This is a genomic window from Mesorhizobium sp. M0701 (assembly GCF_040320365.1).
Taxonomy (GTDB): Bacteria; Pseudomonadota; Alphaproteobacteria; order Rhizobiales; family Rhizobiaceae; genus Mesorhizobium.
On record NZ_JAMYPO010000029.1, the window covers coordinates 26,874 to 52,263 of the forward strand.

The 25,390-nt window shown below is 62.9% G+C and carries 22 protein-coding genes; 10 read left to right on the forward strand and 12 right to left on the reverse strand.

Annotation, left to right across the window (positions count from 1 at the left end; all coding sequences use genetic code 11):
- The first annotated feature begins 123 nt into the window (after positions 1–123).
- The 5 genes from NKI24_RS23865 to NKI24_RS23885 all read left to right on the forward strand — a co-directional run bounded on the left by NKI24_RS23865 (position 124) and on the right by NKI24_RS23885 (position 4,815).
- Positions 124–1,272: an acyl-CoA dehydrogenase family protein gene (locus NKI24_RS23865; protein WP_352448545.1), complete on the forward strand. Its 1,149-nt coding sequence runs from the start codon at positions 124–126 to the stop codon at positions 1,270–1,272.
- Positions 1,273–1,344: 72 nt separating this feature from the next.
- Positions 1,345–1,740: a RidA family protein gene (locus tag NKI24_RS23870; RefSeq protein WP_352448544.1), complete on the forward strand. Its 396-nt coding sequence runs from the start codon at positions 1,345–1,347 to the stop codon at positions 1,738–1,740.
- A gap of 178 nt (positions 1,741–1,918) precedes the next feature.
- Positions 1,919–2,710, forward strand: a complete 792-nt coding sequence (locus NKI24_RS23875) for an ABC transporter substrate-binding protein (RefSeq protein ID WP_352448543.1) — start codon at positions 1,919–1,921, stop codon at positions 2,708–2,710.
- Positions 2,711–2,818: 108 nt separating this feature from the next.
- The gene (locus NKI24_RS23880; protein WP_292656040.1) at positions 2,819–3,493 is read left to right on the forward strand and encodes an amino acid ABC transporter permease; all 675 of its coding nucleotides are present in this window, start codon (positions 2,819–2,821) and stop codon (positions 3,491–3,493) included.
- Positions 3,494–3,522: 29 nt separating this feature from the next.
- On the forward strand, positions 3,523–4,815 hold the full coding sequence (locus NKI24_RS23885; protein ID WP_352448542.1) for a cysteine desulfurase-like protein: 1,293 nt from the start codon (positions 3,523–3,525) through the stop codon (positions 4,813–4,815).
- Here the strand turns inward: NKI24_RS23885 and NKI24_RS23890 are convergent.
- The gene (locus NKI24_RS23890; RefSeq protein ID WP_352748888.1) at positions 4,746–5,618 is read right to left on the reverse strand and encodes an NAD(P)H-dependent oxidoreductase; all 873 of its coding nucleotides are present in this window, start codon (positions 5,616–5,618) and stop codon (positions 4,746–4,748) included. The genes NKI24_RS23885 and NKI24_RS23890 overlap by 70 nt on opposite strands.
- A gap of 93 nt (positions 5,619–5,711) precedes the next feature.
- On the opposite strand from NKI24_RS23890, the gene NKI24_RS23895 reads away from it, so the two are divergent.
- Positions 5,712–6,632: a LysR family transcriptional regulator gene (locus tag NKI24_RS23895; protein ID WP_352448540.1), complete on the forward strand. Its 921-nt coding sequence runs from the start codon at positions 5,712–5,714 to the stop codon at positions 6,630–6,632.
- A 22-nt stretch (positions 6,633–6,654) separates the two neighbouring features.
- Here NKI24_RS23895 and NKI24_RS23900 read toward each other — a convergent pair whose 3' ends face one another.
- The 6 genes from NKI24_RS23900 to NKI24_RS23925 form a co-directional block, all read right to left on the reverse strand.
- Positions 6,655–7,485 carry a dipeptide ABC transporter ATP-binding protein gene (locus NKI24_RS23900; protein WP_352448539.1) on the reverse strand — a complete coding sequence of 277 codons (831 nt, stop codon included), beginning with the start codon at positions 7,483–7,485 and terminating at the stop codon, positions 6,655–6,657.
- Entirely contained in the window at positions 7,482–8,357 is an 876-nt protein-coding gene (locus NKI24_RS23905; RefSeq protein ID WP_023676824.1) for an ABC transporter ATP-binding protein, read from the reverse strand. The genes NKI24_RS23900 and NKI24_RS23905 overlap by 4 nt, the downstream gene beginning before the upstream one ends.
- 4 nt (positions 8,358–8,361) lie before the next feature.
- The gene (locus NKI24_RS23910) at positions 8,362–9,279 is read right to left on the reverse strand and encodes an ABC transporter permease subunit (protein WP_023676823.1); all 918 of its coding nucleotides are present in this window, start codon (positions 9,277–9,279) and stop codon (positions 8,362–8,364) included.
- 1 nt (position 9,280) lies between these two features.
- On the reverse strand, positions 9,281–10,288 hold the full coding sequence (locus NKI24_RS23915; protein ID WP_023676822.1) for an ABC transporter permease subunit: 1,008 nt from the start codon (positions 10,286–10,288) through the stop codon (positions 9,281–9,283).
- Positions 10,289–10,346: 58 nt separating this feature from the next.
- Positions 10,347–11,939, reverse strand: a complete 1,593-nt coding sequence (locus NKI24_RS23920; RefSeq protein WP_023676821.1) for an ABC transporter substrate-binding protein — start codon at positions 11,937–11,939, stop codon at positions 10,347–10,349.
- A 165-nt stretch (positions 11,940–12,104) separates the two neighbouring features.
- Positions 12,105–12,692, reverse strand: a complete 588-nt coding sequence (locus NKI24_RS23925) for a hypothetical protein (RefSeq protein WP_352748893.1) — start codon at positions 12,690–12,692, stop codon at positions 12,105–12,107.
- A gap of 55 nt (positions 12,693–12,747) precedes the next feature.
- On the opposite strand from NKI24_RS23925, the gene NKI24_RS23930 reads away from it, so the two are divergent.
- The gene (locus NKI24_RS23930; protein ID WP_352748896.1) at positions 12,748–14,379 is read left to right on the forward strand and encodes a long-chain-fatty-acid--CoA ligase; all 1,632 of its coding nucleotides are present in this window, start codon (positions 12,748–12,750) and stop codon (positions 14,377–14,379) included.
- Positions 14,380–14,464: 85 nt separating this feature from the next.
- On the forward strand, positions 14,465–15,121 hold the full coding sequence (locus NKI24_RS23935) for a class I SAM-dependent methyltransferase (RefSeq protein WP_352748898.1): 657 nt from the start codon (positions 14,465–14,467) through the stop codon (positions 15,119–15,121).
- Here NKI24_RS23935 and NKI24_RS23940 read toward each other — a convergent pair.
- Together NKI24_RS23940 and pgi are read right to left on the reverse strand one after the other, a co-directional pair.
- The gene (locus NKI24_RS23940) at positions 15,105–15,827 is read right to left on the reverse strand and encodes an HAD family hydrolase (RefSeq protein ID WP_352748901.1); all 723 of its coding nucleotides are present in this window, start codon (positions 15,825–15,827) and stop codon (positions 15,105–15,107) included. The genes NKI24_RS23935 and NKI24_RS23940 overlap by 17 nt on opposite strands.
- Before the next feature lie 5 nt (positions 15,828–15,832).
- A complete protein-coding gene (pgi, locus tag NKI24_RS23945) occupies positions 15,833–17,476 on the reverse strand; it encodes a glucose-6-phosphate isomerase (RefSeq protein ID WP_352748903.1) in 1,644 nt (547 codons plus the stop codon).
- A 255-nt stretch (positions 17,477–17,731) separates the two neighbouring features.
- Here pgi and pdxR point away from each other — a divergent pair, with 255 nt between their 5' ends.
- The gene (gene pdxR / locus NKI24_RS23950) at positions 17,732–19,225 is read left to right on the forward strand and encodes a MocR-like pyridoxine biosynthesis transcription factor PdxR (protein WP_023676815.1); all 1,494 of its coding nucleotides are present in this window, start codon (positions 17,732–17,734) and stop codon (positions 19,223–19,225) included.
- Positions 19,226–19,419: 194 nt separating this feature from the next.
- Positions 19,420–21,009, forward strand: a complete 1,590-nt coding sequence (locus NKI24_RS23955) for a trimethylamine methyltransferase family protein (protein ID WP_352455053.1) — start codon at positions 19,420–19,422, stop codon at positions 21,007–21,009.
- 3 nt (positions 21,010–21,012) lie between these two features.
- On the opposite strand, the gene chrA is transcribed toward NKI24_RS23955, so the two are convergent.
- The 3 genes from chrA to NKI24_RS23970 form a co-directional block, all read right to left on the reverse strand.
- Complete coding sequence (gene chrA / locus NKI24_RS23960) at positions 21,013–22,401, reverse strand: chromate efflux transporter (RefSeq protein WP_352748906.1); 1,389 nt, start codon at positions 22,399–22,401, stop codon at positions 21,013–21,015.
- Positions 22,398–23,237, reverse strand: a complete 840-nt coding sequence (locus tag NKI24_RS23965) for a chromate resistance protein ChrB domain-containing protein (protein ID WP_352748909.1) — start codon at positions 23,235–23,237, stop codon at positions 22,398–22,400. Before NKI24_RS23965 ends, chrA begins: the two co-directional genes overlap by 4 nt.
- A 318-nt stretch (positions 23,238–23,555) precedes the next feature.
- On the reverse strand, positions 23,556–25,361 hold the full coding sequence (locus NKI24_RS23970) for an IlvD/Edd family dehydratase (RefSeq protein ID WP_352748911.1): 1,806 nt from the start codon (positions 25,359–25,361) through the stop codon (positions 23,556–23,558).
- Between the last annotated feature and the right edge of the window lie 29 nt (positions 25,362–25,390).

Sequence of the window (25,390 nt, forward strand, 5' to 3'; positions counted from 1 at the left end):
TCCAACATCGCAGGGAGAGCCGTGGTAGCGAAGCCGCCAATCTCCCCCCTAGAGGGGGAGATGTCCGGCAGGACAGAGGGGGGCGCCGTGGAGCGCCAGGGCCGGAGAATTGTGGAGGCAGCAATGCCTGACCGTTCCTTCCTCTCCTGGCCGTTCTTCGAGGATCGCCACCGCGATCTGGCGGAGCGGCTGGAGGCATGGTGCGCCAAGAACCTGCCGGTCGCGCATGACGATGTCGACGCCGCCTGCCGCGAGCTGGTGGCGAGGCTTGGCAAGGACGGCTGGCTGAAGCCGACGGCGATCGACACGGACAATCCGGGGCCGCTCGACGTGCGCACGCTCTGCCTCACGCGCGAGACGCTGGCCCGTCATGACGGGCTGGCCGATTTCGCCTTCGCGATGCAAGGGCTCGGCACCGGCGCACTCAGCCTGTTCGGCACGCCCGAGCAGCAGCATTGGCTGGCTAAGACACGGGCCGGTAAGGCGATTTCGGCGTTCGCACTGTCGGAGCCGCGTTCGGGCTCGGACGTTGCCAATATGGAAATGACGGCCGCGCGTGACGGCGACCGCTATCTCTTATCCGGCGAAAAGACCTGGATCTCCAACGGCGGTATCGCTGACTTTTATGTTGTCTTTGCCCGTACCGGCGAGGCGCCCGGCGCCAAGGGGCTTTCCGCCTTCGTCGTGCCTTCCGAAACCGAGGGGCTGATCGTTGCCGAGCGGCTGGAGGTGATCGCGCCGCACCCGCTCGCCCGGCTGTCCTTCGACAATGCACGCATTCCAGCCTCGGCGCTGATCGGCAAACCCGGTGACGGTTTTCGCATCGCCATGTCCGTGCTCGACGTGTTCCGTTCGACCGTCGGCGCAGCGGCGCTCGGCTTTGCCCGGCGCGCGCTGGACGAAAGCATCACAAGAGTGGCCGAGCGCAGGCTGTTCGGTGCGCCGATGGCCGAGCTGCAGATGGTGCAGGGCCACATCGCCGACATGGCGCTGGATGTCGATGCCGCCGCGTTGCTGGTCTATCGTGCCGCCTGGACCAAGGACATGGGCGCGGCTCGGGTTACCCGCGAAGCCGCCATGGCCAAGCTGTTCGCTACCGACAAAGCGCAGGAGGTGATCGACAAGGCTGTGCAGCTGCATGGCGGCGACGGCGTCCGCAAGGGCCATATCGTCGAAAGCCTGTATCGCGAGATCCGGGCGCTACGCATCTACGAGGGAGCGTCCGACGTGCAGAAGGTGGTGATTGCACGGCAAGTGATGGGAGCGGCCTGAGACAGGAGTTTGCGTGAAAATTATTGTCTTCGAGTTTTGAGCGACCGGATTTGAGCATTGGGAGGTTTTGACATGCACACCATCCTGCAGCCGGAAGGCTGGGCGAAACCCGTCGGCTACGCCAATGGCGTCGCCGCGCGCGGGCAGCTTGTCTTCGTCGGCGGGCAGGTCGGCTGGAACGGACAGGGCCGCTTCGAGACCGATGATCTTGTCGGCCAGGTGCGGCAGACGCTGGCCAATATTGTTGCTGTGCTCGCCGAGGCCGGCGCCAAGCCGGAACATATCACCTCTATGACCTGGTACTTTACCGACAAGGCGGAATATCTGACCAATCTCAAGGGGATCGGCGAGGTTTATCGCGAGGTGATCGGCCGGCATTTTCCGGCGATGGCCGCCATGCAGGTGATGGCGCTGGTCGAGGATCGCGCCAAGGTTGAGATCCAGGCCACGGCGGTTATTCCGGAGTGACGGCAACACGCGGCAATTTTTTAAGCTTAAAACTTTCGCCTTGAAAAGCGCGGTACTTTGGATAGCATCCGATGTCTTGCGACTGCCGTGCCGGGAGGGCTTTCCGGCAGTCCCGTCACTTGACGCATCAAAACCGTGCGGGGCCAAACCCGTCCGATCACAACCAGAGGGAACGAAAATGAACTTCACCCGTCGCAACCTGCTGCTTCTTGCTGCTGCCATCGGCATCGCCGGCGGCCCGGCCTACGCCGAAGGCACGCTGAATGTCGGCGCCTATCCGACCAATCCGCCTTTTGAATACAAGAACGAGAGCGGCACGTTCGAGGGTTTCGAAGTCGACATCATCAATGAGGCGGCAAAGCGTATCGGCATGACCACTGATATCGCCGATCTCGGTTTCCAGGCGCTGTTCGCCGCCACCACCTCGAAGCGCATCGACGTCGCCATCTCGTCGATCACCATCACGCCGGAGCGGCTGAAGTCTCAGTCGTTCACGCAGCCCTACTATGATTCCGACATGGGCATCGCCGCGAAGGCCGACAGCCCGATCAAGGCCGAGGCCGACCTCAAGGGCAAGATCGTCGGCGTGCTGTCCGGCTCGACCGGCGAAGCCTGGGTCAAGGCCCACCAGGAAGCGGACGGGTTCAGTGACGTCAAGGGCTACGACACGCAGCAGAATTTGCTACTCGATCTCAGCTCAGGCCGCGTCGATGCGGCGGTCAGCGATATTCCGGGCCTGGAATATTCTTTCACCAGGATGAAGGATCTCGCCGTAAAAGAGCGCATCAAGACCGGCGAGCAGTACGGTCTGATGATGACCAAGGACCACCCGCTGCTCGGCAAGCTGAACGACGCGCTGACCGCGATGAAGAAGGACGGCACGCTGGCCGCGATCCACAAGAAGTGGTTCGGCAGCGACGCACCTGCCGATTCCTCGACCGTCAAGGAAATTCCTATGCCGAAGGCCTGAGCGGCAGTTCACGCTTAAATGTCGCGCCGGCTTTCGATGCCGGCACGATTCGGATTTCGGGCTCGGGCTCGAGCGTCGCGGGACGCCAAACGTTTCGGAAATGCTGCGATGTCGCTGCTGGACACCTTCTTCAACGCCGACGTCATGGTCTCCAGCCTGCCGGCGCTGCTGCGCGGTTTCCTGAACACCCTGCTGCTCGGAATCATGAGCATCGGCATCGGTATTCCCGTCGGCCTCGCGATCAGCCTGGTGCGGCTCTATGCGCCAAAGCCGCTTCGGCTGCTGGCTGTCGGCTACATTGACATTTTCCGGGCGATGCCGGTGCTGGTCGTGCTGATCCTGATCTACTATGCGCTGCCGTTCCTCGGCATTCGCCTGTCATCGTGGACGTCCGCGGTGATGGCCTTCGCCATCATCATGGCGGCCTATTCGGCCGAGGTGTTCCGCTCCGGTATAGAGAGCATTCCGCGCGGCCAGTTCGAGGCGGCGCAGGCGCTCGGCCTGCCGTTCTTGCTGACCTTGCGCAAGGTAGTGCTGCCGCAGGCGATCCGCGTCGTCATTCCGCCAATGACCAGCAATTGCGTTTCGATGTTCAAGGATACTTCGCTCGCTTCCACCGTGGCGCTGCCCGAACTGCTGAAGGAAGCGACCAACGCGCAATCGCTCTATGCCAATCCTTCACCGCTGATCGGCGCGGCGCTGGTCTATCTCATCTTTCTCTGGCCGATGGTCCGTCTCGTCAGCCTCCTTGAACGCCGCTTTCAAACCGAAAAGACCCGCTAATCTGTCAGCGCACTTCGCAGGAGACGACCTTGAACCAGCATCAGATTTCGAAAACCGGCGATGCCGCGGCTTTCCCGGTCGAGACGATCCGCGCCATGTTTCCCGCCTTGCAGCAAGCCGGGGACTTCGTCTTCATGGACAATGCCGCCGGCGCGCAGATCCCGCAAAGCGTGCTCGATGCGGTCACCAACCATTTGGTCGCGCATAATGTGCAGCGCGGCGGCCGCTATGGCCGCAGCGTCACCGTCGACCAAGCCGTCGCCGGCGCTCGCGAAAGCGTGGCCTTGCTGATCAACGCCACCAACCCGGCGGAGATCTGCTTCGGCATGAACGCCACTTCGTTCATCCGCCTGGTCAGCCTCGGCATCGGCCAGATGCTTTCCGAGCGCCCAAACGGGGAGCGTGACGAGATCGTCATCACCGACATGGATCACGACGCCAATATCGCGACGTGGCTGGCGCTGGCGCCCGCCGGCGCCAAGTTCAAATGGTGGCGGATGCGCGACGACGGCAATCTGCATGTCGACGATTTGCGCCCGCTGGTCTCAGAGCGCACCCGGCTCGTCGCCTGCACGGTCACGGCGCATTCGATCGGCTCGATTGTCGACGTTGCTTCCGTGGCTGCGATTGCGCATGCGGCAGGCGCCGAAGTGTTCCTCGACTGCGTGCATTACGGGCCGCACGGGCTGATCGATGTGCAGGCCTGGGATTGCGACTATCTGGTCTGCTCCGGCTACAAGAATTTCTCGCCGCATATGGGCTTCCTGTGGGGCCGCTTCGAAACTCTGAAGCGCCTGCCGACCTTCCGCGAGGATTTCATCCCCGACGAGCCGCCCCACAAAATCGAAGCCGGCACGTTCATCTACGAGAACGTCTCCGGCATGGATGCCGCGGTGCGTTACCTCGAATCGATCGGCCGCAATTTCTTGTCCGAGAACAATCGGTCGCGCCGCGACAACATCGTCGCCGGCATGAATGCAATCCGCGACTACGAACAGGTGCTGGCGCGCGAAATGCTGGCGGTGCTCAAAGATTGCGGCGCGACGATCTACGGCGTGGCCGAAGAGGCACGCCTCAGCGAACGCGTGCCGACCTTCTGCTTCAATGTCGGCACGCTGTCGCCGCAGAGGATCGTCGAGGAAATGGCCGAGATGCAGATCGGCATTCGCGACGGCCACATGTATGCGCCGCGTCTGATGAAGCGGCTCAACCTCAGCATGGACAGCGGCGCCGTGCGCGCCTCGCTGGTGCATTACAATACGATCGAGGAGGTCCGGCGCTTCGGCGAGGCGCTGCGCATCATCATCGCCCGGCTGTCCTGATCGGACTGGGCGGCGACGCCGGCGCGATCCTCGTGAAGCGCAAAGGCGGTCGCACCCGGGTTCTCCAAGCCGGGGCGCAATTGCATGCTTGGGATCAAGTAATCGCCGCCATTCTGCTGCCGATAACGAATGGGCCGGATCGTCTCGAGCGTTCGCATCCTTTCGCGCAGTCGCTCCGCGACAGGCTCGAAATCCGCCTCCCCGAAACGGTCCACCCTGTAAACCACGAACGGCGGAAGCACGTCGTAGCCCGGATAGTATAGAATCCCGTGATTGATCGGGAACAGCAGGTCGTCGATCGGGCCGTTAACGCCGCGGGCGGAATAATGCTCCTCCCAGCCGCCGGTGGTCACGATCAGCATTGCGCGCTTGCCGGCGAGCGTTCCCTCACCAAAGCGGTCACCCCACCGCTTGTCGCTGTGCTCGCCAACGCCATAGGCGAAGCCGTAGGCGTACACGCGATCGACCCAGCCCTTGAGGATCGCCGGCATGGCGTACCACCACAGCGGGAACTGGAGGATCAGGGTGTCGGCCCATAGCAGCTTGTCGATCTCGGCTTTGACGTCATCGGTCAGAGTGTTGGTCGCAAAAGCCTTTTTGGAGGCGCCGGCCGGCAGGAAGCGTGCTTCGGGCGGCCACGACGGAAAGTCGGCACGGTCCACCTCGGCTTTCCAGCCGTCGGCATAGAGGTCCGACACCCGCACCTCGTGGCCTTGGGCCTCGAGTTCCCTGATGGCGACGTCACGCAGCGCGCCGTTGAGCGAACGCGGTTCAGGATGAGCAAAAACAAGCAGGACTTTCATGGGTCTACTCCGAAGAAGGACGATAGACACCAAAGGTAACCAGCCGCGGAATGATCCACTATATGTAGGAAATGTATAAGATAATGCCGAATAATGGATAGATCGGACGTCACTCTCGAGCGCATGCGCACCTTCGTTCGCGTCGCCGAGCGCGGCAGCCTCTCGGCGGTGGCGCGCGAGCTCGGAATTGGGCAGTCGACGGTCACACGGCATTTGCGAGAACTCGAGGAGGCCGTCGGAGTGCCCTTGCTCAGCAGGACCACCCGGCGTGTGACGATGACTGATGAAGGCAGCCGTTACTATGCCGACAGCGTCCAGGTCCTGCGCCTCGTTGAGCAGGCCGGCGATGAGGCGCGGGGCACGCGCGGCGCGTCGGCCGGCACGATCCGGATATCCTGCACGGCGGCGCTCGGGGTCTTGCACGTCAGCCGGCTGATCTTCGCCTTTCAGGACCGCTATCCCGATATCGGCATCGATCTTAGCCTCACCGACGAGCGCATCGATCTTGTGCGGGAGGGCGTCGACATTGCGCTTCGCCTGGGTCCGCTCACCGACAGCTCAATGAAACTGCGGGCGCTCGGGCAATCCCGGCGTCTGCTGGTGGCGGCGCCGGCCTATCTGGCGGCGCGGGGCAGACCGGCTGTCCCGCAGGATCTGCCTGGCCATGAAGGCATCCGGATGTCGAACATCGCGGGAAGCGACACACTCGCCCTGCAGGGGCCGGGCGGCAAACGCTTTGCGGTGCCCTTTGGCGATCGATTTCGGGTCGACCATGGGCTTGCCGCGCGCGAAGCCCTTGTCGCCGGACGCGGTATCGCACCCGCCCACCATTGGCTTGTCGACGATCTCCTGGCGGCCGGCCGGCTGGAAGTGGTCCTGCCGGGCTATTTTCCGCCTCCCGTCCCGCTGAGCATGCTGATCGTTCCGGAGCGTGTGGGCATTGCCCGGGTGCGGCTGCTGGTCGACTTTCTCGCCGAGCAGATCTCCGGCATTCCGGGGATCGAGAAGCGGTAGCCGACCGGCAAACCTCGCCGGATCAGGCGGCCTTCTTCTTCGCCAAACGTGCCTTGATGCTGGCAACGTCGGCACGTGGCGTCGCAGCGAACAGCGTCCTGGTGTAGCTGTGTTTGGGGTCGGCGAACACCTCGTCGCGCGAGCCGTATTCGACCGCTTCGCCGAAATACATTACCATCACGTCGTCGGCGATGTAGCGCACCACCGACAGGTCGTGGCTAATGAAAACATAGGTTAGCTGAAACTCGTCCTGCAGGTCGGCGAGCAGGTTCAGCACCTGCGCCTGCACCGAAAGATCAAGTGCCGAGACCGGCTCGTCCAGCACCAGAAGGCTGGGGTTGAGCATCAGCGCGCGGGCGATGGCGATCCGCTGGCGCTGGCCGCCCGAAAACATATGCGGATAGCGATTAAAGTGCTCGGGGCCGAGACCGACCTTCTTTAGCATCTTCATGGCAAGATCGCGCCGCTCGTCGGCCGTGCTGTCGGTGTTGATGAGCAGCGGCTCGGCAAGCACGTCGCCGATCTTCTGGCGTGGATTGAGCGAACCATAAGGGTTTTGGAAGACGATCTGGACCTTGCGGCGCATTTCCTTCGACAGGCCGTTCCTGCCGATGTCTACCTTCTTGCCGTCGATGAAAAGCTCGCCGGAGGTCGCCGGGTCGATCAGGGTGATGATGCGGGCGAGTGTTGACTTGCCGCAGCCGCTCTCGCCGACGATGGCCAGCGTCTTGCCCTTGTCGACGCTGAACGAAACACCCTTGACCGCATGAACCGTACGGGAAGGGCGGAAAAGCCCGCCACCGACATGATAGTCGCGCACGATGTTCTTGCCTTCGACTACCGTCACGCTCATGAGGCGGTTCCTCCTGCGGACCGGGCTGCGACTACAGATGGGGCCGGCTCAAACAGCATGTCGGAAACAGTAGGCAACCGGTCGCCGACGGCGTTTTCGGGCAGCGCCGACAGGAGCGCGCGCGTGTAGTTGCTCTTGGGGGACTCGAACAGCGACAGCACGTCGGCCTCTTCCATCTTGCGGCCTTTGTACTGGACGATGACACGGTCGGCGGTCTCGGCAACCACCCCCATATTGTGGGTGATCATGATCAGGCCCATGCCATATTTGGCCTGCAGGCCGACCAGCAGATCGAGGATCTGCTTCTGGATGGTGACATCGAGCGCCGTGGTTGGCTCGTCGGCGATCAAAAGCTTGGGATTGCAGGCGATGGCGATGGCGATCATGACGCGCTGACACTGACCACCCGACATCTGGTGCGGGAAGGAGCCCAGCCGTTCCTCGGGGTCGGCGATGCCGACCAACTTCATCAATTCGATGGCACGCGCCCGGCGCTGGGCGCGGTCCATGCCCATATGGAAGCGCAGCACCTCCTCGATCTGGAAGCCGACGGTGAAGCACGGGTTGAGGCTGGCGACCGGCTCCTGGAAGATCATCGAAATGTCCTTGCCGACGATCTTGCGCCGCTCGGATGGGCCGAGCTTGAGCAGGTCGATGCCGTCGAAGGCCATGCGGTCGGCCCTCACCGTCGCGGTGTTGGGCAAAAGCCCCATCACCGCCAGCATCGCCACCGACTTGCCCGAACCGGATTCGCCGACGATCGCCAGCACCTCGCGCGGTTCGACCGACAGGTCGATGCCTTGTACCGCCATGAATGGTCCAGCGGCGGTGTCGAAGGAAACGGTCAGGTTCTTGATCTCGAGAAGAGGCATTGGATTATGACCTCTTCAGCTTGGGATCGAAGGCATCGCGCAAGCCATCGCCGATCAGATTGATGGCAAGCACAGTGATCAGGATAGCAAGGCCGGGGAAGGTCACCACCCAAGGCGCGCGCAGGATGAACTCGCGCGCCGAGGCGAGCATCGTGCCCCATTCCGGCGTCGGCGGCTGCGCACCGACACCGAGGAAGCCGAGCGCCGCAGCCTCGAGAATAGCGTTGGAGAAGGACAACGTCGCCTGCACGATCAGCGGTGCCAGGCAGTTCGGCAGGATCGTCCTCACCATCAAGCGAAGATGACCGGCACCAGCCACCTTGGCGGAGATGACATATTCGCGGTTCTTTTCGGCCATCACGGCGGCGCGGGTGAGGCGCGCAAAATGCGGCTGCAGCACCAGCGCGATCGCCAGCATGGCATTGAACAGGCCCGGGCCGAGGATCGCCACCAGCACCAGCGCCAGAAGCAGCGACGGGAAGGCCAGGATGATATCCATGATGCGCATGATCAGAGTGTCGACCCAGCCGCGGAAATAGCCGGCGAGCACGCCAAGCACGATGCCGCTGGTGAGCGAGAAGACAACGACCACCAGACCGATGAACAGCGAGAAACGCGCCCCGAAGATCAACCGTGAAAGCATGTCGCGGCCGACCGCGTCGGTGCCGAGCAGGAACATCGATTTGCCGCCTTCCTGCCAGGCAGGGGGTGCCAGCAGCGCATCGCGAAACTGCTCGTCGGGCGAATGTGGGGCGACGAACGGCGCAAAGATCGCCACCAGCACCAGCGCCGAAAACACGACAAGGCCGATGACCGCGCCGGTGTTCATCGAGAAGTAGTGCCAGAACTCGGCGAAAGCCCGTTGCCTGCCGCCTGTCGGGATGGAGGCGGCGGTAGCTTCGGCGGCGGATTCGTCGGTCATCTCACTGCACCCGGATGCGCGGATTGATGACGGCGTAGAGCACGTCGACGATCAGGTTCACCGCCATGACGATCAGCGCGATGATCAGCAATCCGCTCTGGACGACGACATAGTCGCGCTTGCCGATGGCATCGATCATCCATTTGCCGATGCCCGGCCAGGAAAAAATGGTCTCGGTCAGAATGGCGCCCGCCATCAAGGTGCCGACCTGCAGTCCAATGGTGGTAACTACCGGGATCAGCGCGTTGCGAAAAGCGTGCAGACCGATGACGCGGCGCGGCGCCAGGCCCTTGGCGCGCGCGGTGCGGACATAGTCCTCGCCCAGCACCTCGAGCATCGCCGAGCGCGTCTGGCGCGCTATGACGGCAAGCGGGATCGTCGCCAGCACGATCGACGGCAGGATCAAATGGCTGACGGCAGATTTGAAAGCGCCGCTCCTGCCGGAGATCAGGCTGTCGATGAGCATGAACCCGGTCGTCGGCCTGAAGAAATACTGCAGGCCGATGCGGCCGGAAACCGGCGTCCAGCCGAGATAGCCGGAGAAGAAGATAATGAGCAGCAACCCCCACCAGAAGATCGGCATCGAATAGCCGGTCAGCGCGACACCCATCGTCGCCTGGTCGAACCACGAGCCGCGCTTGACCGCGGCGAAGATACCGGCAGGAATGCCGAGCAGGACGGCGATGATCAACGCCACTGTCGCCAGTTCCAGCGTGGCTGGAAACAGCGCCTGGAATTCGCCGAGCACTGGCCGCTTGGTGGCAATAGATATGCCGAAATCGCCGGTCAGGACCCTGCCGATATATTCCAGGTATTGGATGACATAGGGCCGGTTGTAGCCAAACTGCTCGATGAGCTGGGCGTAGCGCTCGGGGCTGACGCCGCGCTCGCCCGCCAGGGCCAGGATAGGATCGCCGGGCAGAAGCCGGACGAAAGCAAACGCCGCCAGCGATATGCCGAACACGGTCGGGATGATCAAAGCGAGCTTGTGGAGGAGATAACGGAGCATCTTGCTTCATAGAACGGCGGCGCGGGAAGTCCAGCGCCGCCGTTCAATTTCTCAGGACTTATTCGGTGACGTCGACGCCGTCAAACCGATGAATGCCGAGCGGGTCCATAACGAAGCCCGACACCTTCTTGTTCATCGGCATGAAGACCTTGGAGTGGGCGATGGTCAGCCACGGAGCCTCACGCTTGAACACCACCTGAGCTTCCTCGTAGATCTTGGTGCGCTCGGCGACGTCCGTCGTTGCCTTGCCTTTTTTCAGCAGGGCTTCGAATTCCTGGTTGCACCAGATCGCATAATTGGACTGGCCGATGGCATCGCAACCGAGCAGGAAAAAGAAGTTGTCCGGATCGCCATTGTCACCGGTCCAGCCCAGTTGGAAGGCGCCGTCGCGATCCTTAGCCTTGCCGCGCTGGCGATACTCGGTCCATTCGTAACTGACGATCTCCGCCTTGACCCCGACGGCGGCATAGTCGGCCTGGATCAACTCGGCGACGCGCTGGGCGTTCGGGTTGTAGGGGCGGCTGACCGGCATAGCCCAGATCTTCATCGACAGATCCTTGACGCCTGCATCGGCCAGCATCTTCTTGGCCGCCTCCGGATCATAGGGATCGTCCTTGATGTCCTTGTTATAGGACCACATGGTCGGCGGGATCGGGTTGATGGCCGGCGCGCCGGCGCCCTGATAGACCGCGTCGATGATCGCCTTCTTGTTTACCGCCATGTTGAGGGCCTTGCGGACCTCGACCTTGTCGAAGGGCGGCTGCGTCGTGTTGTAAGCCATGTAGCCGATGTTCAGGCCTTCCTGCTCGTCGACCTTGAGGTTCGCGTCAGCCTGCAGTCCGGCAATGTCGGCCGGCGCCGGGTATGACATGATATCGCACTCGCCTGCCTTCAGCTTCTGCGCGCGCACGGCGGGGTCGGGCGTGATGGCGAAGATCAGATCATCGATCTTCTGGCGGCCGCCATAGTAGCCGTCCCATGCTGCATAGCGCACGACCGCATCGACCTGATAGTCGACGAATTGGAACGGACCAGTGCCGACCGGCTTCTGGGTGAACTGCTGCCTGGTGCCGGCCTTGTCGAGCTGGTCGGCATATTCCTTGGAAACGATCGAGGCGAAATCCATGCCGAGGTCCGGCAGGAACGCGACTTCAGGCTTGTTCAGCACGAATTTCACCGTCAGGTCGTCGACCTTGACGATTTCCTTCAGGAGATCGGGGAAGCCCATGCCGGTGAAATATTCCCAGCCGGTGCCTTCCAGATAGCTGTACCACGGGCTTTCTTTCTTCCACTGGCGTTCGAAGGAAAAGATCACGTCGTCGGCGTTGAGGTCGCGCGTCGGCGTGAAATAATCGGTCGTCTGGAATTTCACACCCGGGCGAAGTTTAAAGGTGTATTCGAGACCGTCATCGGAAACCGTCCAGCTCTCGGCCAGGCCGGGCGAAATGGTGGTCTTGCCATGCTCGAACTCGACCAGGCGCGAATAGATGGTGCGCGACGAGGCGTCGAAGTCGTTGCCGCCGCTCCATGGCGACGGGTCGAAGCCGGCCGGCGAAGCCTCCGAGCAATAGACCAGTTGTTTTGCATTGGCCACGCCGCCGAGGACGCTTGCAGCCAGCAACGCGGCTGCAAAAGTCAGTTTCTTTTTCATTGAGCACTCCCTGATGTTCTTCCAAGCCCCTCTGTCAGGCTCGCGAAGGCCGCATATAAGCACCGTTTTTCTAGCTTTGGAACTGCTTGTTTGCCTAACCCACGGGAAGCAGAAAAAAATTCCGGCACGCGGCAAATTGTGGAAAAAACGAGCCGAATCCGCAAATCACGACATTATTAGCGACTTCAATTTTTTGTTGATCGGTAATGCCGCCGATTGGGGGAATCGAGCCGTTCGGTTCAAGAGATGCGCGTCCGAAAACCGGTCGCGGCCAAGAGGTTTGACGGCAAGTCTTGCCGCACTCCAGGTGGCGAGGCTTGCACGGCCGCCGCTTGTGGCAATACATAGATAGATGGGCAGCGTGCCGGATTTTCCCAAGTTCAGGATATTGCGGCAAGCGATGGGATATCTTTGTTGATCAGGGCGGTAGTGGCGCGCAAGCATGCCGAAACAATAAGAACGATTGAGGGAGCGACAGGTGGCAAAACCGGCAAAGACAACCAATGCGGCGAAAGCAAAGGCCGAGGCAACATCGAAAGCAGTCAAGTCAAAAGCGGCCGCCGCCAAGCCGACGGCTACCGCGAAGGCAAGCGCGAAGCCGGCGGCGAAGACCACGGCTGGAACGGCTGCTAAACCGGCAACCGGCAAGACTGCGCCTGCTGCAAAATCTGCCGCCAAGCCGGCGGCGAAGGCAGTGCCGACAGCGCCACGACCGCCGGCAGGTCCGGCCAAGAGATTACCGAAGGCGATCACCGCACTGGCCGCTGGCCTGCCTGAAAAACCGTGGCTCCAGAGTTACCCAAAAATCGTGCCGGCCGAGATTGGCGACCTGCCCTCCAGTTCGATCGGCGACCTTCTCGTCGCCGTGTGCAAGCAGTTTGCGAATCGGCCGGCCTTCGTCTGCATGGGCAAATCGATCACCTATGCCGACCTCGAGCGACAGTCGGCCGCCTTCGGCGCCTATCTGCAATCAACGGGGCTGCAGAAGGGCGCGCGCGTCGCCCTGATGATGCCGAATGTGCTGCAATATCCGGTGGCGATTATGGCAGTGCTTCGCGCCGGCTATGTCGTGGTCAACATCAATCCGCTCTACACGCCGCGCGAGCTGGAGCATCAGCTCAAGGATTCCGGCGCTCAAGCCATTGTCATCCTCGAAAATTTTGCCTGCACCCTGCAGGCGGTGATCGCCAGGACCGCGGTCAAGCATGTCGTGGTCGCCTCGATGGGCGACATGCTCGGCGGGCTCAAGGGAACGATCGTCAACTTCGTTGTACGCCGCGTCAAGAAGATGGTGCCGGCATGGTCGCTGCCCGGCCATGTCAAGTTCAACGCCGCGCTGAAGGCCGGCACCGGCATGGCCTTCAGGCCCGCAAAGGTCGCGGCCGACGACATCGCCTTCCTGCAATACACGGGCGGCACGACCGGCATCTCCAAGGGCGCGATGCTTTTGCACAGCAACATTTTGGCGAACGTCGCGCAGAACGCGCTGTGGGCCGAAGACGCTTTTACCGTCAAGCCGAAGCCGGCGCATCTGAACTTCCTCTGCGCGCTGCCGCTCTATCACATTTTTGCGCTGACGGCGAACGTGCTGGTAGGCATGCAGCAAGGCGCGCAGAATGTCCTCATCCCCAATCCGCGCGACATTCCCGGCTTCGTCAAGGAGCTGCAGAAATACCCGATCCACATCTTTCCGGGCCTCAACACGCTGTTCAATGCGCTGCTCAATAATGAGGATTTTCGCAAGCTCGATTTCAAGCCGCTGATCCTGACGCTGGGTGGCGGCATGCCGGTGCAGAGGGCCATCGCCGAACGCTGGAAGGCGCTGACCGGCTGCCCGATCAGCGAGGCCTACGGGCTCACCGAGACCTCGCCGGGGACAACCATCAACAAATTCAGCGACGGCGTTTACACCGGCACGATCGGCCTGCCGCTGCCCTCGACCGAGATCGCCATCCGCGACGACGACGGCAACAATTTGCCGCTCGGCGAAGTCGGCGAAATCTGCATCCGCGGACCGCAGGTGATGGCCGGCTACTGGAACCGGCCGGACGAGACCGCCAAGGTGATGACCGAGGACGGCTTCTTCAAATCGGGCGACATGGGCTTCATGGACGAGCTTGGCTACACCAAGATCGTCGACCGCAAGAAGGACATGATCCTGGTTTCCGGCTTCAACGTCTATCCGAACGAACTCGAGGAAGTGGTGGCGCAGCATCCAGGCGTACTCGAAGTGGCGGCGATCGGCGTGCCGGACGAGCATTCGGGTGAAGTGCCGAAGCTGTTCGTCGTCAAGAAGGACCCGGCACTGACCGCCGACATGCTGACGGCTTATTGCCGCGAGAACCTGACCGGCTACAAGCGTCCCAGATATATTGAGTTCCGCACCGAGCTGCCGAAGACACCGGTCGGCAAGATCCTGCGACGGGCGTTGCGGGGCTAGGCGCAGCTTGAGCGATTGCATCGCCGGCGCCAACGCCGTGAGTATAGGTTCGCGCCCGGACCCGGCAGAGTTCATCCGGGCGAACATGCGGATCGCCCCCGTGCCCGCGCTTCCCGAAATCCGGCTTTACACCGCCCATCCGGGAAGCGGGCTCAGGCGGCTTCTCGAATGGAACCAACATGCGACCGAAGAAGACGGACCTGAACCGGAGCCACCGTACTGGGCCTATGTCTGGGCCGGCGGCGCGGTGCTTGCCCGCTACATAATCGACCGGCCGGAGACCGTGGCCGGGCGTCGCGTGCTCGACCTCGGCGCCGGTTCGGGTCTCGTCGGTATCGCAGCGGCAAAAGCCGGAGCCAGCGAGGTCGTCGCGGCCGAGATCGATCACAATGGTGTGGTTGCGCTCGGCCTCAACGCGACTGCGAACGGCGTCGCTATCATGATCATTGGCGAAGACATCACCAGCGGTCCGCCGCCACCGGTGGATGTCGTGGTGGTCGGCGACCTGTTTTACGCCCATGATCTTGCCGGCCGGGCCCTTTCTTTCCTCGACCGCTGCCTTGCAGCCGGCATCGCCGTGCTGATCGGCGATCCGGGCCGCGCCTATCTGCCCCGCTCGCGGCTTCGCCTGCTGGCCGAATACGAGGTGCCGGATGTCGGCGAAGGCAGGAATGCGGCGATGAAACCGAGCGGCGTGTTCTCGTTCGGACCAGCTAGCTGCGAGTCTAGACTGTCTCGCTGACCCGCGCCGCAAGAAAATCGGGCAGATCGGCCACCGAATCCAGGATGACGTCGGCGATCTGCGACAGCGATTCACGTGTGCCGGTGCCGGAAAGCACGCCAATCGCCAGGCCGCAGCCGCCGGCGCGCGCCATCTCCAGATCGTGACGATTGTCGCCGACCATTGCGATCGTCGCCGGCCTGAGCCCTGTCAGATCCGAAAAGGCAAGGATCGTATCCGGCGCCGGTTTTGGATTGGCCACCGCGTCGTAACCATAGGCGGCTTCGAAAAGCTGCGCGACGCCCAGCGTGACCAAGGTTTTTTCCGCGCCGCTGGTCGAGTCGTTGGTGGCGACGCCAAGCCGGTAGGATTTTCTGTGAAGCAGCCCAAGCGTCTCGACCACACCCGGCAGCGCCACCGCCATTGCCGATCCCTGCGCCGAAGTGATGGCGTTGAAGCGGGCGACGGCAAGCATCTGGTCCGCGTCGGACAGCCGTGGAAACCACAGCTCGACGACGTCCATGTTGGTGCCTGAGGCAAAAATCGAATCCGGCTTGAAGCGCTTGGTGGCGAAGTCGAAGCCCGCCGCCGCAAGCAGCCTGTCTGCTTTCCAGCGATCGCCTTCGGCCGCATCCATCGCCATGAAGTCGGCGATGCCCAGCCATGTCGCGTTGAAATCTACGAGCGTGCCGTCCTTGTCGAACAATATTCCCTTAATGTCCGCCAAGCTTTTCACTCCGGGCCGCGCAAGCGGTGGATGTATTCCACCAGTCCGGCAGTCGAGGCATCCCGCTTTGCGGCGTTCTCCTTGCCTTCAACGACGGGCAGCAGCCCGGTCGCCAGTTCCTTGCCGAGCTCGACGCCCCACTGGTCGAAGGAGTTGATGTTGAACAGCGTGCCTTCGACGAAGACGCGGTGTTCGTAAAGCGCAATCAGCCGTCCGAACGTGTGGGGGTCGAGTTTCCTGTAGAGGATCGTCACTGAGGGGCGGTCGCCGGAGAAGACACGGTGCGGAGCAATCCTGTCGACATCGGCCGGCTTCATGCCTTTCGCCAGCATCTGCGCGCGGGCTTCCTCAAGCGTGCGGCCCTTCATGAAGGCTTCCGACTGCGCCAGGCAATTGGCAAGCAGAAGGTCGTGGTGATGCTTCAGTTCCGGCTCGTGGCCGACGGCAGCGGCAAGGAATTCGACCGGAATGAAATCGGTGCCCTGATGCAGAAGTTGGAAGAAGGCATGCTGGCCATTGGTGCCGGGCTCGCCCCAGACCAGCGGGCCGGTCGGCGTCGTTACAGCGCCGCCGTCCAGGGTGACGCTCTTGCCGTTCGATTCCATGTCGAGCTGCTGCAGATAGGCCGGTAGCCTGGACAGACGCTGATCGTAGGGGATGACGGCGCGAGCGGAGTATTTGCAGATCACGCGGTGCCACCAGCCAATCAGCCCCATCAGCGCCGGCAGGTTCTTCGCCAGCGGCGCGGTGCGGAACTGCTCGTCCATCTCATGGGCGCCGTCGAGAAAGGCGCGAAAATCCTTCGGGCCGATGGCGATCATCACCGGCAGACCGATCGCACCCCAGACGGAATAGCGGCCGCCGACCCAGTCCCAGAAGCCGAAGACGCGATCGGGCGCGATGCCGAATTTGGCGACCAGATCGAGCGCCGTCGAGACGGCGGCGAAATGCTTGCCGACCGCTTCCTTGCCGAGCGCCTTCTCGACCCATCTGCGCGCGGTTTCGGCATTGGTCATCGTCTCGACCGTGGTGAAGGTCTTGGAGGCGATGATGAACAGGGTGGTTTCGGCGGAAAGACCCTTCAGCGTGTCGTGGATATGGGCACCGTCGATATTGGATACGTAATGCGCGCGCGGGCCGTCATGATAGGGCGCCAGCGCCAGCGTCGCCATGGCCGGGCCGAGATCGGAGCCGCCGATGCCGATGTTGACGATGTCGGTGATTTTCTTGCCGGTCGCGCCGGCCGCCTTGCCGGAACGCACCGCGTCGGCGAAGGCACCCATCGCGTCGAGTACGGCAAGGACTTCCGCCTTCACGTCCTGGCCGTCGAGCACGATGCCCTTGCCGGTCAGGTTGCGCAGCGCCGTGTGCAGCGCGGCACGGCCTTCAGTGACGTTGATCTTCTTGCCGGCAAACATCGCGTCGCGCCGGCCTTCGAGGTCAGCGGCCTCAGCCAGCTTCTCCAGCAACTCCATAGTCCGCGCATCGACCGCGCATTTCGACCAGTCGAGCAGCAGGTCGCCGTCACTGGCGGAGAATTTCTCGAAGCGCTGCGGATCGGCAGCGAAAGCCTCGCGCATCGAGCCCGATTTGGCCGCACGATGATCGCGCAATGCGTCGAGCTGCTTTTGAAAGGACGATTGATCCACTGCTTCGCTCCGGTCTCTTGAGATGCATCTTATCAGGCCGGATGTTTCCGGCGCGTGTCGTCGCGGCAAACTATCGGGTCGAATTCCATCTGTTTCAATGCGCAGCGATGCCGCAGCGCAGCGTGGGCCGGCTCAAAGGATCACTGGCATAAATCCCAGCGATCAGAAAAATTGATTGGCGCAACACCTTGTGCCACCGGTACATTCGACTGGTCCAGCCAAGTGAAAAAAGCTGGCCATCGAGGAACATCTCCCATGCCACAGCGAAACGACACGGCCATATGGTCCGGCCTGTTCCGGATTTCGGCGGAATCCGGTCAGACCCTGCAGGCGCAGATCCGCCAGGCGATCGTCGCCGCCATCCTCGACCGGCAGATCGCGGCTTCCATGCCGCTTCCGTCCTGCCGGATTCTTGCCGAAAAACTCGGCGTGGCGCGCGGCACCGTGGTGCTGGCCTTCCAGCAGCTGGTCGATCAGGGCTTCCTGGTAGCGCGCGAGCGCCGCGGCCATTTCGTCAATCCCGAAGTGCTGGCGACGCCGGCCAAGCCGCATCAGAAGGCGCCCGACCAGGCCAACGAGATCGACTGGAAGGCGCGTCGGCAGATCGCTGCGAGCGACATGCCGCCGCCGGCCAAGCACGACAACTGGATCAAGTCGTCATACCCCTTCGTCTATGGCCAATTCGACCCGGCGCTGTTCCCGACCGCCGAATGGCGCGAGTGCAACCGCATGGCGTTGGCGGTGCTCGAAATCCGCAACTGGGCATCCGACATGGTCGACCGCGACGATCCGCTCCTGATCGAGCAGATCCAGGCACGGCTGCTGCCGCGACGCGGCATCTTCGCCAATCCGGACGAGATCATCGTGACGTTGGGCGCGCAGAACGCGCTTTACATGCTGGCGACGCTGTTGATGACCAAGGGCTCCAAGGTGGCGATGGAGGACCCGGGCTATCCCGATGCACGTTCGATCTTCCGGCTGGCTGGCGCCGAGATCCAGCCGGTTCCGGTCGACCACTCCGGCATCGTAACCTCGGCCATTCCCAATGATTCCGGCTTCGTCTTCGTCACGCCCAGCCACCATTGCCCGACCATGGTGCCGCTGTCGGCAGAGCGGCGGCAGGAGCTTTTGGCGCGCGCCAACCGGCACAACCAGATCATCATCGAGGACGGATATGACAGCCAGCTCCTGGACGAGGCGCCGCAGCAGGCGCTGAAGAGCCTCGATCGCTCCGGCCGCGTCGTCTATGTCGGCTCGATGTCGAAGACGCTGGCTCCCGGCCTCAGGCTCGGCTACATCGTCGCCTCGGCCGGGCTGATCTCCGAGCTTCGGGCGCTACGCCGCTTCATGCTGCGCCATCCGCCGGCGAACAACCAGCGCGCCGTCGCATTGTTCCTGTCGCTCGGCCATCACGAGGCGCTGGTGCGGCGGCTGTCGAGCGCCTTCGACGAGAGGCGCAAGCGTCTGGTCCATGCGATTTCCGCCTTCCTGCCGGAGTGGCGCTCGACCGATTCGGCCGGCGGCACGTCGCTCTGGCTCGAGGGGCCGCGCGGCACCGATTCGCGCGGGCTGGCGGAGGCCGCGGCCTCGCGCAGCGTCATCATCGAGCCTGGCGACCGCTTCTTCGACCGCACCGAAAAGCCATCGCGTTTCATGCGCTTGGGCATTTCCTCGATCGCGTTGCAGCACATCGAACCCGGCATCCGCGAACTGGCGACGGCAGCCGGACGCAGGCCGGCAGCGGCCTGATCTCCCTTCCCCGACCGGAGCCTGGCGCATGTAGTGCGGCTCCGGTTCTTTAGCTCCTTGGCATATGCGACGGGACCGGCTGGCACATAGGCTGTGCCAATGCCGGCGGCATAGTCGCTGTATAGAGGGGACGAAGCAGGCCGATGGTGGACCAACCGCCGCGCCCGCTCCGCAGCTAAAGTTGGAGTGCCTTCATGCCAATGGCCCATGAGAAGCAGGACGTGTCCGCAGACCAGCGTTCGCGGCGGTCCGGCGGGCGCGAGGCGCGCCGCGCCATGCGGGCGGCACCGCTTGCCGACGACGTCAAGCCGGTGCGTGCCGGCCTCGAAGGCGGAAGCTACAGCCCGCTCAGCGGCAGCGATTGCGAACGTATCCACGAGGCCGTGCTTACCCTTCTGGAGACGGTCGGCTTCGCCAACGCCATCCCCTCCTGCATCGAGGCGCTGACCAAAGCCGGCGCGACCTTCAGTGAGGACGGCCGCCTGCGCTTTCCTCGCGGCCTTGTGCTCGACACCATCAAGAACGCGGCGCGGCATTTCACCCTCCACGGCCAGGATCCGAAGCACGACATGGTGATCCAGGGCAAGCGTGTGCACTACGGCACGGCCGGTGCTGCGGTGCATCTTGTCGATGTCGAAAAGCGTGAGTATCGCGAGTCGCTGCTGCAGGACATTTACGATGCCGCGCGCCTGGTCGAAGGGCTCGACAACATCCATTTCTTCCAGCGGCCGATGGTGCCGCGCGACATTCCCGACCCGCTCGATATGGATTTCAACACGCTCTACGCCTGCGTCATGGGCACGTCGAAGCATGTCGGCACCTCGTTTACCGTGCGTGAGAACGTCAAGCCGGCGCTCGACATGCTCTATGCGATCGCGGGCGGCGAAGAGAATTTTCGCGCGCGGCCTTTCGTCTCCAATTCGAACTGCTTCGTCGTGCCGCCGATGAAGTTTGCCGAGGACGCCTGTGGCGTTCTCGAAGCCTGCGTCGAGGGCGGCATTCCGATCCTGCTGCTGTCGGCAGGACAGGCGGGTGCGACGGCACCGGCGGCGATTGCCGGCGCCGTGGTGCAGGCGGTCGCCGAAGTGCTCGTCGGCCTCATCTACGTCAACGCCATCAAGCCAGGCCATCCGGCGATTTTCGGTACCTGGCCGTTTGTCTCGGATCTCCGGACCGGCGCCATGTCGGGCGGTTCGGCCGAGCAGGCGGTGCTGACCGCGGCCTGCGCGCAGATGGCGCAATTTTACGACCTGCCGGGCGGTTCGGCCGCCGGCATGACAGATTCGAAACTGCCTGATATTCAGTCCGGCTACGAAAAGGGCATAACCGACGTGATGGCCGGTCTTGCCGGCCTCAACCTGGTTTACGAATCGGCCGGCATGCACGCCTCGCTGCTCGGCTTTTGCCTTGAGAGCCTGATCATCGACAACGACATGCTCGGCCACTGCCTGCGCTGCGTGCGCGGCATCGAAGTGACGGACGAGTCGCTGTCGATCGACACGATTGCCGATGTCTGCCTGAAGGGCCCGGGCCATTATCTCGGCAACGAGCAGACGCTGCGGCTGATGCAGACCGAATATTTCTATCCGGCCGTCGGCGACCGCTTTTCGCCGAAGGAATGGAATGAGAAAGGCAGGCCCGATATCCTGCAGCGGGCGATCATCGAGAAGAAACGCGTGCTTGCCGAACGCTTCCCGCGCCATGTGCCAAAGCCGGTCGACGACAAATTGCGCGCCCGCTTCGGCGATATGATCAAGCTGCCGCGCGGCAGAATGGGCGGCTGAGCGTTACCCGCTCGCCGCCAGCAACAAGACACCGGCCAGCGCCGATCCGGCAAGCGTCGGCAGCATACCGATCTTCAGCTTCAGAATGGCGATCATCGAGGCACAGGAAAGCAGCGCCGCGCGCCAGTCTATCGATGAAAGCACCGGCACGTCCATTCCAAGCCCGACATTGCGCACTTCGCCGAAGATGACGTGCAAGCCGAACCATAGAGCGAGATTCATGATGACGCCGACGACGGCGGCGGTGATCGCACCGAGCGCCGCCGACAGCGCCTTGTTGCCGCGCAGCGCTTCGATGTAAGGCGCCCCAAGGAATATCCATAGGAAACATGGGGTAAACGTCGCCCACAGCGTGAACAGCCCGCCAAACAGTCCGGCAAGCAGCGGCGCCAGCAAGCCCGGCTGGCGGAACGCGGCAACGAAGCCGACGAACTGCAAGACCAGGATGAGCGGACCCGGCGTGGTTTCGGCAAGTCCGAGGCCGTCGACCATTTCACCGGGTGCCAGCCAGCCGAAGTACTCGACCGCTGCCTGCGCGACATAGGCAAGGGCTGCGTAGGCGCCGCCGAAGGTGACGACCGCCATGACACTGAAGAAGCCACCGATTTGAGTCCAAACGCTGGCAGGGCCGGTGAAAGCCCAGACCAGCAGAACAGGCCCCAGCCAGATCGGCAGCCAGATCGCCAAAGTGCGCGGCGCGTGCCATCGTGTCGGCCTGACGTGGGTCAGTTCACCGCGCTCGAACATCAGATCGACCACGCCCTTTATGTCGGGAACATCGCCCTTGCCATGCGAGGCGCCGGAAAAAACTGCCGGCGCACTACGGTTGCCGATCCAGCCTGCCAGCCCGGCAAGCAGCACGATCAGCGGAAACGGCACGTTCAACGCGTAGATGGCGATGAAGGCGGCGAGTGCGATCGACACCATGACCGGGTTTTTCAGCGCGCGTCTGCCAATCCGGATCACCGCCTCGATGACAATGGCGAGCACGGTCGCCTTGACCCCGAAAAACAGCGCCGCGACGAGCGGTACATCGCCATAGAGCGCATAGAGGCTGCTCAGGACGAGCATGACAAGCGCGCCCGGCACGACGAAGAGAATGCCGGCAACAAGGCCGCCGGCCGTTTTGTGCAGCAACCAGCCGATATAGATGGCGAGTTGCTGGGCCTCGGGGCCAGGCAGCAGCATGCAGTAGTTCAACGCATGCAGAAAGCGCTGTTCGCCGATCCAGCGCCGTTCCTCGACCAGTTCCTTGTGCATGAGCGCGATCTGCCCGGCCGGGCCGCCAAAGCTGAGCACGCCGATTTTTGCCCAGACCTTCACGGCCTGCCGGAAGCTCGGCACAGCGGGCTCCTGAATCTCCGCCGGCTTTTTCGAAAGGACGGCGCTCACGATGGTTTGCCTGTGCCGAGACTGACTGCGCCGGCGACCGGCCAGTTATGCGTCTCCTCGGTGGCATCGCGGCACCAGCGGAAGAACGCATCGTAAAGCAGCATGCCGGCCTCGAGCTGCTCCAGATCGTCGCGAAACATCCGTGACAGGCCAAGCGAGGCGGCCAGGAACCCGGCCGCCTGTGGAACAAGATCGAGGCTCGCAGTATCGGCAGCGCGTATGATCGTGGCCAGGCGATCGAGCGCTTCGGATTTGAGCCCGAACTCCTCGATCATGGTGTCGAAGGTGCAGCGTTCGCCGCGGTGGCTCCAGAACACGTTCTCGATGTCGAAAGGCACGGCCTGAAAGCGATCGGCGACGGCCGCCACTTCGGCCGGCTCGACGAAGAGAAAGACCGCGTGAGGATCGATGAAGCGCCGGATCAGCCAGGGGCAGGCGATGCGGTCGACCTTCGGGCGCGTACGCGTCACCCAAACGGTGCGGCCCTTGGCATCGGTGGGCGGTATCTTGCCGGCGTGAACGAGAAGGCCCTTGGCATCGCGCCACGCTTCAAACCCGCCATCGAGCGATTCGGCGGCAACGCCCTCCTGCCGTAGCCATGCGGCCACGCCTTGCGAGAGCTTTTTTCCCTGTTGGCAGACGACTGTCACTTGCCTGCCGGCGAAGTCGGCAGCCCAGTTCGAGACACTCCTGAAATCGCGACGATCCGACCCCGGCAGCAGGCGCGGATCGGCGTTGTAGTCATCATCGATGCGGACGTCGATGATTGCGGGTGCACCCGGCAGCCCAATCAGACGGGACAGTTGCGATACAGTGATAGCGGTTGTTGACGGCATGGCGTCCACCTCCTTGAAAGAGAAGCTTGGACGCGAACGTTGGGCTGACGCCTCACGGGGTCGTCGCGATGCACCCCTTGCGATGATCGTGGATTTGTCACGCCCGCTTGTCAAGCATTGCCGTTCTCGCGGGAGCAATCGCTGTTGACAAATGACCGCGTCCAACCCTGTGCCGGGCATTTCTGCCCATTAACGGCAGGCTATCGCAGGTGGAAAGCCGAGGCTTTCGCTCTACGATGTACCCCCACCCCTACCCCTCCTGGCGCTGACCTCGGCAAATTGCCTGCACCGGCGGCTGGTTCGTGCGACGGACCCTGGTCAGTGATTGTCCCTCGGCACGCCGCTTGTATGAGCCACATCCTGGTATTTCACCGCCGGCTTCAGCACCATGCCTTCGGAAAATTGGTCGACCATGCCGCGCTGGATTTCCTGCCAGGGCGTCTGGTGCTTCGGATACTGATAGCCGCCATTGTCTTGCAGCTCGGCGCGGCGCCGCGTGATCTCGTCGTCGCTGACGAGGATGTCGGCGGTGCCCTTGCGCAGGTCGATGCGGACGCGGTCGCCGGTCTTCAGCAGCGCCAGGCCGCCGCCGATGGCGGCTTCCGGCGAGGCGTTGAGGATCGACGGCGAACCCGACGTGCCCGACTGGCGGCCGTCGCCGATACAGGCCAGCGCGTGGATGCCCTTTTTGATCAGATAGGCCGGCGGCTGCATGTTGACGACTTCGGCGCCGCCCGGATAGCCGATCGGGCCGGCGCCGCGCATGAACAGGATGGTGTGCTCGTCGATGCCTTGTGCCGGATCGTCGATGCGGGCGTGGTAATCCTCGGGCCCGTCGAACACCATGGCGTTGCCCTCGAAGGCTTCGGGGTCCTTCGGGTTCGACAGATAGCGCTCGCGGAACTCGGGCGAGATGCCGCTGGTCTTCATGATCGCCGAATCGAACAGATTGCCCTTGAGATTGATGAAGCCGGCATTGGCTTTCAGCGGCTCGGCAACCGTGCGGATGACGTCGAGGTTCTCGTTGACGGCGCCGCTGCAATTGTCGCCGATGGTCTTGCCGTTAGCTGTCATGGCTTCCGGATAGGGCAGCAGGCCGCCCTTCATCAGTTCGGCGACCACGGCCGGCACGCCGCCGGCATGGTGATAGTCCTCGCCGAGATATTCGCCCGTCGGCTGCAGATTGACGATGAGCGGTATGTTGAGGCCGACCTTCTGCCAATCGTCATTGTCGAGCGAAACCCCGAGATGGCGGGCGATGGCGTTGAGGTGGATCGGCGCATTGGTCGAGCCGCCGATCGCCGAGTTGACGACGATGGCGTTCTCGAAGGCCTTACGGGTCATGATGTCGGAGGGCTTCAGATCCTCATGCACCATGTCGACGATGCGCTTTCCGGTCTCGTAGGCGACCTGGCCGCGCTCTCGATAGGGGGCGGGGATAGCGGCCGAGCCCGGCAATTGCATGCCGAGCGCCTCGGCCAGCGAATTCATCGTGGTGGCGGTACCCATCGTGTTGCAATAGCCGGTCGACGGCGCCGAGGAGGCAACGATATCCATGAACTCGTCATAGCCAATCTCGCCGGCCGACAGGCGCTGGCGCGATTCCCAGACGATGGTGCCGGAGCCGGTGCGCTTGCCCTTGTGCCAGCCGTTGAGCATCGGGCCGACCGAAAGCGCGATAGCCGGAATGTTGACGGTGGCCGCGGCCATCAGCATGGCCGGCGTCGTCTTGTCGCAGCCGATGGTGAGCACCACGCCGTCGAGCGGATAGCCGTAAAGCACCTCTACCAGGCTGAGATAGGCAAGGTTGCGGTCAAGTGCAGCAGTCGGCCGCTTGCCGGTCTCCTGGATCGGGTGGCAAGGGAACTCGAAAGGGATGCCACCCATCGAGACGATGCCTTCGCGCACGCGCTTGGCCAGTTCGATGTGATGGCGGTTGCAGGGCGACAGGTCGGAGCCGGTCTGGGCGATGCCGATCAGCGGCTTGCCGGACATCAGTTCGGCCCGCGTCAGCCCGTAATTCAGATAGCGCTCCAGATAGAGTGCCGTCATGCCCGGATTGTCGGGATTGTCGAACCACTCCTGCGAGCGAAATTTTTTCTTGTGGGTGGGGGCGCCTGCCATCGTGGTCTCCGTATTTGTATGACAAATCG